Genomic DNA, 12,261 nt, shown 5'->3' with positions numbered 1-12,261 from the left:
ATGCGAAAAGAATTGTTACGAATTGCGGCTTTATGCCTGGCTACCGGTGCTGCTTCGAACGGGCAGGATACGATCAGGTACACGGGTAAAACGCTCGTGAATGTAGACTATCATCACGGGCAGCTGAGCCCGGCTATCGGCGTGCATTCTTACCAGACATTACGGGCCAACCGCACCGACGCCAGCAAGGATTCGGCCGTAACCTGGACGTACAACCACGCGCCAATGCTGGCTTACTGGAACGGGACATTTTATTTAAACTATCTCAGTAACCCGGTAGGCGAACATATTCCGCCCGGACAAACATTGTTGCAAACTTCAAAAGACGGCAAAACCTGGACGAAACCGGTCGCGATTTTTCCACCTTACAAAATCCCGGACGGCACAAAGAAGGAGGGCCACCCGGGCGTCGCGAAAGATTTATATGCGGTAATGCATCAGCGCATGGGCTTTTATGTTTCCAAAAGCAACCGGCTACTTACATTAGGCTATTTCGGAGTGGTACTCGATGCCAAAGATGATCCGAACGACGGCAATGGCATCGGCAGGGTAGTGCGGGAAGTAAAAAAGGACGGCAGCTACGGGCCGATTTATTTTATACGCCATAATGCTTCCTGGAAACAACCGTCGGATTACCCGATGTACACCGAAAGTGCTGATAAAGGTTTTGTGGAAGCCTGTGACGAACTGCTGGCGAATAAACTTGTTACCCAGCAATGGGTCGAAGAAGCTGATCGTAATGATCCGGTGGTTAGTTTGAAAGGTGAATATAAGGCATTTAGTTACTATCATTTGCCGGATGGACGAGTGGTCGGGCTCTGGAAAAATGCATTGACCAGCATCAGCAAAAATGAAGGCAAAACCTGGCTCTATAATCCCAAACGTGCGCCGGGTTTTGTGAATAGCAATGCGAAGATCTGGGGACAGAAAACTTCCGATGGCAAATACGCGACGGTGTACAATCCGTCGGAGTTCCGATGGCCGTTGGCGATTTCAGTGAGTGACGATGGTCTGAATTACAAAAACCTGTTACTCATAAATGGCGAAATCACGTCAATGCGTTACGGTGGCAACTATAAATCGTATGGCCCGCAATATGTTCGTGGCATTTCCGAAGGAGACGGTACGCCGCCTGACGGCAATCTGTGGGTGACTTACAGCATGAACAAAGAAGACATTTGGGTTTCGAAAATCCCTGTCCCAGTGCGGGATAGGGCTGAAAAACATGCCGCCGATCGGTTTGCCGGAATGCCTGAGGGCAAGGAATTGGCCGAATGGAATGTTTACAGCCCATTGCAGGCACCGGTTGCTATCGGAAAGGGACAAAATGGCAAGGCATTGGTCATCAAAGATGCCGATCACTTCGATTATGCGCGGGTAGAGCGCGTGATTCCCGTGACAAAGAAACTGGCCGCCGAATTTTCCGTAACACCCGGCCAGAACAATTCTGGTTTGCTGGATATAGAATTCCTCGATGCCAAGGGTACGCCGGGCATTCGTTTGTCTTTTGATTCAACGGGTGTACTCAGGACAAAGGCGGGCTATCGCAACAAAAATCTGCTGAATTATCAGAAAGGTCAGCGTTACGACATTAAAGTCCAGGCCAACACCGAGACGCGGCTTTACAGTATCATTGTGAACGGCAAGCAGGTAGGCACGGGAGTACTCTTCGCGCCGCTCGAATCCATTTGCCGCATTGCCTTCCGAACCGGCGACACCCGCCGTTTCCCGGATGCCGACACGCCGACAGATCAGATGTATGACCTGCCGAATGGCGGTTTAAAAGACCCGGAAGCCGTTTTTGAAATTGACTATTTAATTACAAAGCCATTTTAAATGCATGCATTCCTGAAAAGAGGTGCCAATCGAAATGATTCTTTATGAAAACCACTAAAATCATCATAGCGCTCTCACTTGGGCTCGGGCTACATGCTTTCGCGCAGGAAAAAGCACTTGTGAATACATCTCAAAGCAAATTTGCCAAACTTCACGGTGCCGACATGACCGCGGTGGAATGGACACAAGGCTTCTGGGCCGACCGCTTTAAAGTTTGCCGCGAAACGATGGTTCCGCAGCTCTGGAAAACCTATACAGACCCAGATCTGAGCCATTCGTTCCGCAACTTCGAAATCGCCGCGGGTTTGGAGCCGGGAAATTTCAAAGGACCTTCCTTTCATGACGGGGATTTTTATAAAACATTCGAAGCCGTAGCAAGCCTTTATGCGGCTACCAAAGATCCGAAGCTGGATGAGCTGATGGATAAAACCATCGCCGTGATCGCCAAAGCCCAGCGCGAGGACGGCTATATTTATACCAAAGCTATCATTGAGCAAAAGCAAAATGGCGAAGGTAAAATGTTTGCGGACCGGCTCAGTTTCGAAGCCTATAACTTCGGGCATCTCATGACCGCCGCCTGCGTGCATTACCGCGCCACAGGCAAAACGACCCTGCTGAATGTCGCCAAAAACGCGGCCGGTTTTTTGATAACTTTCTATAATTCAGCCACGCCGGAGCAATCGCGCAATGCCATATGCCCTTCCCATTATATGGGCCTTTCGGAACTTTACCGCACTACCCACGACGAAAAATATCTCACGCTCGTAAAACACCTGATCGCCATCAAAGGCGCCAGCGAAGGCACCGACGATAACCAGGACCGCATTCCATTCCTGAAACAAACCAAAGTAATGGGCCACGCCGTCCGCGCCAATTACCTGTACGCGGGTGTGGCGGATGTGTACGCAGAAACAGGTGACGAGGCGCTGCTCGCGCAACTGAATACCATGTGGGAAGACGTGACCCAGCACAAAATGTACGTAACCGGCGGTTGTGGCTCGCTTTACGACGGCGTCTCGCCTGATGGCACGTCCTATAAGCCCGACGACGTCCAGAAAATCCATCAAGCCTACGGTCGCGATTACCAGCTCCCCAATTTCACCGCCCACAACGAAACCTGCGCCAACATCGGCAATGTCCTCTGGAACTGGCGCATGCTGCAAATTACCGGCGATGCAAAATATGCGGATGTTGTAGAGCTGGCATTGTACAACTCAGTGCTGTCGGGTATCAATTTGAAAGGGGATAAGTTTTTGTACACCAACCCATTGGCCTATTCCGACGCATTGCCATTCAAGCAACGTTGGGAAAAGGACCGGCAAGCTTATATTTCGAAGTCGAACTGCTGCCCGCCCAACGCGGTCCGCACCGTCGCGGAAGTGAGCCAATATGCTTACAGCCTTTCCGATGCGGGCGTGTTTTTCAATTTGTATGGTGGGAATAAATTTCAAACGCAATGGAAAGGCGGCCAACTACGGCTCACGCAAACCACTGATTACCCCTGGAATGGAAAGGTAGTGGTGGCTCTCGAAGAAGCGCCGAAGGAAGCACTATCGCTGTTTTTCCGCATTCCCGGCTGGTGCAGCAAGGCGACTTTGAATGTTAACGGTAAAAGTGAGTCCGTGAAACTCGTATCGGGTGCTTATGCCGAAGTGAAGCGTGCCTGGAAATCAGGCGATAAAATCGAGTTGGTGCTGGATATGCCCGTCAAATTGATCGAATCTAATCCACTGGTTGAGGAAACGCGTAACCAGGTTGCCGTCAAGCGCGGACCGGTGGTCTACTGCGTTGAATCCATTGATTTACCCAAAGGCAAGAGCATTTTCGACGTGGCCATTGCGGCCAGGAATAATTTCAAACCAGCCTTGTTAACCATCGAAAACAGCCCGGTAATGAGCTTGCAGGGCGATGCGGTGCTGGTGAATGAGTCGGATTGGAGCAAAAAGCTTTATCGCGAAGTGTCAGCCGAAGCGCCTAAAACAATTCCAGTAAGACTTGTGCCGTACTATGCCTGGGGTAATAGAGGGCATGGGGATATGTCGGTTTGGCTGCCGCTGGTGCGGTAGATTATTGCTGCGTAATTATTTGTGCCCGACGAGTTTAGGTGCATTTTTAGGCATTGGGAAAGGGTAGTAAATCTCTTCATATGCCTGAATTGCCAATGCGAGCACTTCGATTCTGTCTGCTTCTGCATCGGATATGTTTTCTTCACCCTTTTTCATTAGGGTGTTGAGCTCTTCAAGTGCAGCCTCGTATTCTTCTTCTGAATGCAAAGTTTCCATATGGTATCCTACAATGTTGACAAATCTAATTCATCATATTGCTTGTGTGTGCCTATGAAGCGAATATAGAGTGTTCGCTTTCTAAAAAATATCCTTGCCACCAGTCTGCATTTGTTGCCGCCAATGTTAAAGACAAACAAACCGTTGCCTACGGAATCTGTGGCATTGAATGTCTGCCGTAGTGCGGAAAAACTAGCCCAGTCGGCTTTCCGGCTCTCTTTGTACCATTTGTCCAACGCTGTTTCCAGTTCCGGACTGTGCGTACAGAATGATCTGATCGCTCTGCGAGAAACAACAACCACTGGTTTACTATTTGAAGTTACTGCTTCAATTTGTAAAATCTTCTTGCTGTGACTCAAATTTGCTTCTCAAATGCCATGTTTTAGTGAATAAACGGTATCTACCTACAACTCCCTCACCCAAATATTCCGAAAACTCACCCTGCTCCCGTGCTCCTGCAATTGCAAAGGCAGCTTCGCGTCGTGATACTGATACTTCGGATACCCCTGATACACCATGGGTCCCTTCAACTCCACATGGTTTAATATCAATACATTATTATGGAAAACCGTCATGTAAGCCGGCTTTTCTAACGTCTTGTCGGCGCGGAAAATGGGTGCTTCGAAGATGACGTCGTAAGTCTGCCAGGTTTGTGGTTTCCGGGCGGCGTTTACGAGGGGAGCGTGTTGCTTGTACACGCTGCCGGCCTGGCCGTTGTAGTAGATCCTGCTGTTGTAGTTCCACGATTCGTAAATCTGTAATTCATATAATCCCATGATAAGCACGCCGCTGTTGCCGCGGTTAAAATCCTTGTCTTCGGACGGGTCGGGCGTGCGCCATTCGAGGTGGAGCTGGATGTTGCCGAATTTTTGTTTGGTACGGATGTCTGTGGCTTTGGGCACAATGGTCAGCGCGTCGCCGTCGGATTGCCATTTGACCGGGGAACCGTTCGGGTGTTCCCATTTGGCCGCGTCGCCCGTGCCGCTGTATAATAGGATAGCGTCCGACGGAGGTTGCGGGTAGCTTTCGCCGGGTGTGACGAGCGGTGGTTTTACCGACCAGTCTTCGGTAGCCGACGGTGGCGGTAGTTTCTCTTCCTTTACAGATTGTGCGAATGCTAATCCGCTGTTATACAAGAACAAGATGCTGATCAGTAGCTTTTTCATTGCGCATTACGATGAAGGTGCCTGATTTCCGATGAAGTGCAAATCAGGACGTGTGGTTATACAGAGAAATAATAGCACAATAACTCACTATTATTTTCAAATTTCTATTTTTATTTTCTTTTATTTACGTAAATTTGCTTTTAATGAGTTTAGGTATTCTATTTGACCTGTAAATAGGTTTATTTTTTGTTAGTATGTGACGAATTGTTTCTTTTCCCTCTATTTTTAGGTAAAAAACAAAAGTTAATACCATGCTGGCAAATCAGAGAAGGGAAAAAATACTTGAACTGTTGAAAGAAGACGGCTCGGCGAAGGTGATTGATCTCGCCCGGCTTTTTAAAGTGACCGAAGTGACCATCCGGCAGGACCTGGACAAGCTCGAAAAGGACGGTCTGGTGATCAAAGAACATGGAGGGGCATTTTTGAAAAATGTGGAAGACCAGGTTCGCAATTTTTCACTGGCTAACCAGGAAAATCTGGATAAAAAGGAATTGATCGCCGCCAAATGCCTGGAATTTATTTCCAATGGTGACACGATCATCCTCGATTCGGGTTCGACAACGACCGAGATCGCGAAAAAGCTGCGGGGCAGCAACAAGCACCTCACGGTGATCACCAATGCGCTGAACATCGCGTTGATCCTCGGGGCTGAAACAGGCATTGAGGTGATTATGACCGGAGGCGAGTTCAAGCCACCAACCTTATCGCTGACGGGCCAGAAGGCGGCGGACTTTTTCAAAGGCCTGAATGTGCAGAAATTGTTCCTCGCCACGGCAGGATTATCACTGAAAGCAGGGCTTACTTATCCGAGTATCAGTGATTTAGTAGTAAAAAAGGCAATGATCGACGCGGCAGATACGACCTATCTCGTGGCGGACTCTACCAAAGTTGGGAAAAGTGCATTTGCAAGCCTTGGGGCTCTGTCGCTGATCGATTACATCATTACCGACGCGGGGATCGAGGAGAAGCATCAGCAGTTGTTTCATGATAACGAAATAGAACTGATCATTGCGGAGTAGGGGAATTGTGAATGAGCCGCGGTGGAACCGGGAATGGATCTGAGGGAGGATGGAGGTGGGAGGATTTTTTATACATACCATGAACATGAAAAGTATCGGAGTCATTATTGGTAACAGGGATTTCTTTCCGGACCGGCTGGTGGCCGAGGCGCGGGTGGAGATCGTTGATTTGCTTAAAAAATTGAATATCAACGGGGTTATGCTCGATACCGGAGCTACTAAGCTCGGGGGCGTCGAGACGTTCCAGGACGCGCAGAAATGTGCTGCCCTTTTTCGGGCGCACCGGGATGAGATTATCGGCGTGCTGGTGGTGTTGCCCAATTTTGGTGATGAACGCGGCATTGCTGAGACGTTGAAATTGGCAGATCTTAATGTGCCCGTCCTTGTGCAAGGCTATCCCGACGATCTGGACAAGCTCGATGTGGCCCGCCGCCGCGACTCGTGGTGCGGGAAGATCTCGGCCTGCAACAACCTGTATCAGTTTGGCATTAAATATACCCTGACAACGAAACACGTCGTGCATCCAAGCGATCCTTCATTTATCAGGGATTTAAACGATTTTGTGGCGGTTTGCCGCGTGACGAAAGGCTTGCGCAATGTCCGGATCGGGGCGATAGGCGCTCGTCCCGGTGGCTTTAACACGGTGCGTTACAGCGAAAAAATATTGCAGCGCAACGGCATTTCGGTTGTGACAGTCGATCTGTCGGAGATTTTGGGCAATGCGAATAAGCTGACTGCCCAGGATTCGAAAGTGAAGGAACGTTTGGATAAAATCACCTCCTACGCCTCACGGGGGCGCACACCGGATGAGGCATTGATCCAAATGGCCAAGCTGGATGTGGTTTTGGGAGATTTTATTGAGGCTAATGCATTGGACGCAACGGCGATACAATGCTGGACCTCGGTGCAACAGAACTATGGTTGCAATGTGTGCACGAGCATGAGCATGATGAGTGAAAACATGATGCCTAGCGGCTGTGAAGTGGATGTAACGGGTACATTAAGTATGTATGCATTACAACTGGCGTCGGGCTCGCCGAGCGCGCTTGTGGATTGGAATAACAATTATGCCAACGACGATAACAAATGCGTGCTGTTCCATTGCGGTAACTGGGCAAAGTCGTTTTTGCCGGATATCGAAATCGCGACAGCGCCGATTTTGGGCACATCGGTGGGAGAGGAGAATACCTGGGGCGCATTAGCGGGCCGCACACCCGCGATGCCGCTTACGTACGGGCGCATCAGCACGGATGACCCGCGTGGCGTGATGAAGGCGTACATAGGCGAGGGGCGGCTGACGGACGATACGTTGAAAACATTCGGTAACCGCGCCGTGGCCGAGATTCCGAACCTGCAAAATCTGATGAATTACATCTGCCGCAACGGTTTCGAACACCATGTAGTGATGAATGCGTCGAAGACGGCAGGCATTTTAAAAGAAGCTTTGGGCAACTATATGGGCTGGGAAGTGCAGGTTTTTGATGAACCCGCACAGCAATCGCATCCCACCCGCGTTCCCGACCGCGAACTCGTTTCGCAAAACTGAACCCTGAACTATCGGAAATTACGAATATCGGCCGCAATGCCGGGCTAATACTAAAAGTCATGTCGGAAAAGGAGCTGGCGCAGAAATCGGTGGAGTACCGCAAGAAAATACTCAAATATATCTACCAGGCCAAAGCGGGCCACACCGGCGGTAGCCTGTCGTGTATCGATATTTTGAATGTACTCTACAATTATACGATGAATGTCGACGCTGCCCATTTCGGCTCGCCCGACCGTGACCGGTACATTCAAAGCAAGGGGCATACCGTGGAAGCATTGTATGTGGTACTCGCATCGCGGGGCTTTTTTCCGGAGTCGGACCTTGATACGCTTTGCAAATACCAGTCCCATTACATCGGTCATCCGACGCGCAAGGTACATGGCGTAGAGCAGAATACCGGCGCATTGGGCCACGGCCTGTCGCTGAGCGTAGGCGCAGCCATTGCCGGAAAGCTTGATAAGCGCAACTACCGCGTGTTTACAGTCCTTGGCGACGGCGAGCTGCCCGAAGGATCCAACTGGGAGGCGGCATTATCGGCCTCGCATTACAAGCTGGATAACCTTTGCGCCATTTTGGACAAGAACAACCTACAAATCACCGGCCCTACCAGCGCCGTATGCAATACCGATCCGGTGGATGAAAAATTCGAAGCATTCGGATGGTCCGTGCGGCATGTGGACGGGCACAATGTAGGTGAGCTCATGGCCGCATTCGATGCGCTGCCGTTTGAGCCGGGGAAGCCAAGCATGATCATCGCGCATACCGTGAAAGGTAAGGGTGTGAGTTACATGGAAAATCAATTGAAATGGCATCATGGCGTACCCGACCACCAGCAGTACGCCGATGCAATACAGGAGCTGGATTTACTGGAAGAAACACTATCCTGAGCCATTCCCGGAAACCTGACAATGAATTTAAACCGAAGAAATAGTGGATGCGACTATTGAGAACATTGCGGTAAAGCAACGCGCCAACCTGGAAGTTTTTTCAGGCACATTGCAGCAACTCGCCCAGAACGACAGGGACATTATCGTGGTAACGAGCGACTCGCGTGGCTCTGGGAAGCTGGTGCCATTCGGACAGAAATTTCCCGAGCAGATCGTCGAAATAGGCATTGCGGAGCAGAACCTGGTGGGGGTGTCGGCCGGCCTGGCTTCGGCGGGAAAAAAGGTATTTGCTGTTTCGCCTGCGTGCTTTCTCACGGCCCGTGCTTTGGAACAGATCAAAAACGATGTGGCTTATTCCAATAATCCGGTCAAACTGATCGGCATCAGCGCCGGTGTGAGCTACGGTGCATTGGGCTCCACACACCACAGCCTGCACGATTTCGCGGTCCTGCGCACCATTAATAACCTCATTGTAGTGGCACCGGCAGACAATTTCGAGACCGAACAGGCCATTTTGCTGGCCGCCGAATCCGACATTCCGGTTTACATCCGTTTTGGGAAAAAACAAATGCCATTGCTTTCCGAGGACGAAAAGACCTTTGAATTTGGAAAAGGCCGCGTTGTGCGCGAGGGAAGGGATATTACCATTATAGGAACAGGCGAAACGGTAGCGCCCGGCCTGCTGGCCGCCGAAAAGCTCGAACGCGAGTACAATGTATCGGCAACCGTGGTGAGCATGCATACGATCAAGCCTTTGGATTACGGTCTTTTGCAAAATATCGCAGCCACTGGCCGACCAATCATCACAGTAGAAGAGCACAGCGTTTACGGCGGTTTGGGCGAAGCATGCGCTTCATTTCTGATCCAGAACAATTACCACAATCGGTTCAGGATCATTGGTATACCCGACGAATACACGGTTACCGGCTCCCAAACGGAGATTTTCAATCACTACGGTATTTCAGAAGCGGGCATCGCTGGGGCGGCGCTTGGCCTGGTTCAATAGGCTTTCGTTTGTCAGTGCAGATGCGCGATAAACAAGTCGTTGTCAAACCAGGTCTTTTTCAAATAGGGTTATTTGGTCAAAATTTATGAAACTGATAAGGCAAATGATCTGTGGTGCCGCGCTGCTTTTTACGGGTGTGGTATCTGCCCAGGAGACGCCCGGCGTGGAGACGCCCGGAGTGGGAATGCCCGGCGTGGACACGCCCAGACACCGCGTGCTGGTGCTGACGGACATTGAAAACGAGCCGGACGACACGCAGTCGATGATCCGGTTTTTGACTTACTCCAACCAATGGGATGTCGAAGGGTTTGTGGCGACGACTTCCATTCACCAGAAAAACCGCATTGCGCCCGAGAAGATCAAACAGCTGATCAATGCCTATGGAAAAGTGCGCGGCAATCTGCTGCTGCACGAAAAAGGTTATCCCGAAACCGAATATTTGCTGAGCATTACCAAAAGCGGCTATCCCGAATTTGGGATGAACGCGGTGGGTAAGGGCAAGGATTCGGAAGGTTCTGAATGGATTATTAAGGTTGTAGATAAAAAGGACGATCGTCCGGTTTGGATTCCCGTATGGGGCGGGGCTAATTGCCTGGCGCAGGCACTCTGGAAGGTAAAGATGACGCGTTCGCCCGAGGATTTGCAAAAATTTGTATCCAAAATCAGAATGTATACGATTTCTGACCAGGACGATACCGGTCCGTGGATCAGAAAAACCTTTCCTGAATTGTTTTACGTCGGCAGTCCGGGTTACCACGCGGCGGGGGCTTACCATTATGCAACGTGGTCGGGCATCAGCGGCGATAAGTTCCACGGCCGCTTCACCGGCGCCAATTTTGAAATCGTAGACAATCCCTGGCTCGACGAAAACGTGCGCAGTCACGGCCCGATGGGCGCGGAATACCCTTTTACCAAATTCCTGATGGAAGGTGATACACCATCATTTTTGGGATTGGTCAATAATGGTCTCAACGACCCTGATCACCCTGAATACGGCGGCTGGGGAGGACGGTACGAACTTTACACGCCACGCACACTCAAATATTTTTACGAACCCGAAACCCGCCCGATCTACACCGATGCAACAGATGAGGTGAAAGGCGTCGACGGCGCTTTCCACACCAGCAACAAAGCTACGCTCTGGCGTTGGCGGGAGGCATTTCAGCACGACTTCGCCGCGCGGATGGACTGGACCATTAAACCTTACAAGGAAGCCAACCACCCGCCGAAAGTGGTTGTAAAGGGTGGTAGACGCATTCAGGCGAAAGCGGGTGAAACAGTGCAACTGAATGCCGAAGGTTCGCAGGACCCCGACGGCAATGCACTGGCCTACGAATGGATCTATTACCCCGAGCCGGGCAGCTACAACAGCAAAGAACCCATCGGCATCAAGGATATAAAAGCGGCCCAGACGTCTTTTGTGGCTCCAAAGGTGGAAAAGCCGGAGACCATTCACGTGGTACTCGCCGTGACCGACAATGGCGCGCCGTCGCTGACGCGTTACCAGCGCGTGATCGTGACCGTGTACCCATAACCACCGGGTGCCTAAACCCATTACAGCATGAAAATCAGCATACTTTACCGAACAGCGCTTTTTTGCATCTTTTTCGGACTTGGATTTATCGGTTGTAAAACAAAAGAATCCAAAGATCGTCCGAAAAAAATCGCGATTGTGATCTCAACGCTCAATAACCCGTGGTTTGTTTTCCTAGCCCAAAAAGCGGAGGAAAAGGCGAAGCAGCTTGGCTACGAATCCAAAGTTTTTGATTCACAAAACAATACAGCCCAGGAAACCGACCATTTCGATAATGCGATTGCCTCGGGTTACGACGCCATACTGTTTAATCCAACGGATGCCGATGGCTCTATTGTGAATGTTAAAAATGCCGTTTCAGCAGGCATACCCGTGTTTTGCATGGACCGCGAGGTGAATGCGAATGGCATTGCCACATCCCAGATTTTGTCCGACAGCTATTCAGGCTGCGTCGCGATTGGCAAATACTTTGTTGAGACTTTGAATAAAAAGGGCAAATATGTCGAGATCCTGGGCATGGTGGGGGACAATAACACCTGGAACCGCTCGAAGGGCTTTCACAGCGTGGTCGATTTTTACCCCGGCCTCAAAATGGTTGCCCAGCAAAGTGCTGATTTTGATCGGAATAAGGCCATGGAAGTGATGGAGTCGTTGCTGCAAGCGCATCCGGACATCGACGGAGTGTTTTGCGGAAATGATGCCATGGCGATGGGTGCTTACCAGGCTTTGGTAGCATCCGGAAAGGCCGATCGCGTGAAGGTTTTTGGTTTTGACGGGGCCGAAGATGTGGTCAAATCCATTCAGGATGGCAAAATATTGGCGACGGGCATGCAGTTCCCGGAAGTAATGGCGCAGACTGCCGCCACATTTGCCGACGAGTACTTCAAAGGCAAACGCGATTTCCCGCGTAAAATGCCGGTGGCAGTGGAGATGGTGCGGAAAGATAATGTCGAAAACTATGCCGCTTACGGCGAAAAAGAATAGC

11 protein-coding genes are annotated in these 12,261 nt (G+C 50.5%); 8 read left to right on the top strand and 3 right to left on the bottom strand.

The window, feature by feature from the left end:
- The gene (locus LZD49_RS25970; RefSeq protein WP_234670612.1) at nucleotides 1-1,836 is read left to right on the top strand and encodes an exo-alpha-sialidase; all 1,836 of its coding nucleotides are present in this window, start codon (nucleotides 1-3) and stop codon (nucleotides 1,834-1,836) included.
- Between the two features lie 44 nt (nucleotides 1,837-1,880).
- The gene (locus LZD49_RS25965) at nucleotides 1,881-3,902 is read left to right on the top strand and encodes a glycoside hydrolase family 127 protein (RefSeq protein ID WP_234670611.1); all 2,022 of its coding nucleotides are present in this window, start codon (nucleotides 1,881-1,883) and stop codon (nucleotides 3,900-3,902) included.
- 15 nt (nucleotides 3,903-3,917) lie between these two features.
- Here LZD49_RS25965 and LZD49_RS25960 read toward each other — a convergent pair whose 3' ends face one another.
- The 3 genes from LZD49_RS25960 to LZD49_RS25950 form a co-directional block, all read right to left on the bottom strand.
- Nucleotides 3,918-4,118, bottom strand: a complete 201-nt coding sequence (locus LZD49_RS25960) for a hypothetical protein (RefSeq protein WP_234670610.1) — start codon at nucleotides 4,116-4,118, stop codon at nucleotides 3,918-3,920.
- An 8-nt stretch (nucleotides 4,119-4,126) separates the two neighbouring features.
- Complete coding sequence (locus LZD49_RS25955) at nucleotides 4,127-4,420, bottom strand: type II toxin-antitoxin system HigB family toxin (protein WP_234670609.1); 294 nt, start codon at nucleotides 4,418-4,420, stop codon at nucleotides 4,127-4,129.
- A 102-nt stretch (nucleotides 4,421-4,522) separates the two neighbouring features.
- Nucleotides 4,523-5,284 (bottom strand): DUF1080 domain-containing protein, encoded by a 762-nt coding sequence (locus LZD49_RS25950; RefSeq protein WP_234670608.1) that lies wholly within the window; start codon nucleotides 5,282-5,284, stop codon nucleotides 4,523-4,525.
- 251 nt (nucleotides 5,285-5,535) lie between these two features.
- Between LZD49_RS25950 and LZD49_RS25945 the strand changes: the two genes are divergently transcribed.
- The 6 genes from LZD49_RS25945 (at nucleotide 5,536) to LZD49_RS25920 (ending at nucleotide 12,260) form a co-directional block, all read left to right on the top strand.
- Nucleotides 5,536-6,303: a DeoR/GlpR family DNA-binding transcription regulator gene (locus LZD49_RS25945; protein ID WP_234670607.1), complete on the top strand. Its 768-nt coding sequence runs from the start codon at nucleotides 5,536-5,538 to the stop codon at nucleotides 6,301-6,303.
- Nucleotides 6,304-6,388: 85 nt separating this feature from the next.
- Nucleotides 6,389-7,849, top strand: coding sequence for an L-fucose/L-arabinose isomerase family protein (locus LZD49_RS25940; RefSeq protein WP_234670606.1), 1,461 nt, complete (start codon nucleotides 6,389-6,391; stop codon nucleotides 7,847-7,849).
- A gap of 59 nt (nucleotides 7,850-7,908) precedes the next feature.
- The gene (locus tag LZD49_RS25935; RefSeq protein ID WP_234670605.1) at nucleotides 7,909-8,736 is read left to right on the top strand and encodes a transketolase; all 828 of its coding nucleotides are present in this window, start codon (nucleotides 7,909-7,911) and stop codon (nucleotides 8,734-8,736) included.
- A gap of 43 nt (nucleotides 8,737-8,779) precedes the next feature.
- Complete coding sequence (locus LZD49_RS25930; RefSeq protein WP_234670604.1) at nucleotides 8,780-9,742, top strand: transketolase family protein; 963 nt, start codon at nucleotides 8,780-8,782, stop codon at nucleotides 9,740-9,742.
- A gap of 85 nt (nucleotides 9,743-9,827) precedes the next feature.
- Entirely contained in the window at nucleotides 9,828-11,276 is a 1,449-nt protein-coding gene (locus LZD49_RS25925) for a DUF1593 domain-containing protein (RefSeq protein WP_234670603.1), read from the top strand.
- A 27-nt stretch (nucleotides 11,277-11,303) separates the two neighbouring features.
- Nucleotides 11,304-12,260 carry a D-ribose ABC transporter substrate-binding protein gene (locus LZD49_RS25920; RefSeq protein WP_234670602.1) on the top strand — a complete coding sequence of 319 codons (957 nt, stop codon included), beginning with the start codon at nucleotides 11,304-11,306 and terminating at the stop codon, nucleotides 12,258-12,260.
- The last annotated feature ends 1 nt before the right edge of the window (nucleotide 12,261 follow it).

The organism is Dyadobacter sp. CY261 (assembly GCF_021440085.1).
Lineage (GTDB): Bacteria > Bacteroidota > Bacteroidia > Cytophagales > Spirosomataceae > Dyadobacter.
Note: the sequence above shows the minus strand (reverse complement) of the source record. Positions and strands in the feature narration are given on the sequence as shown.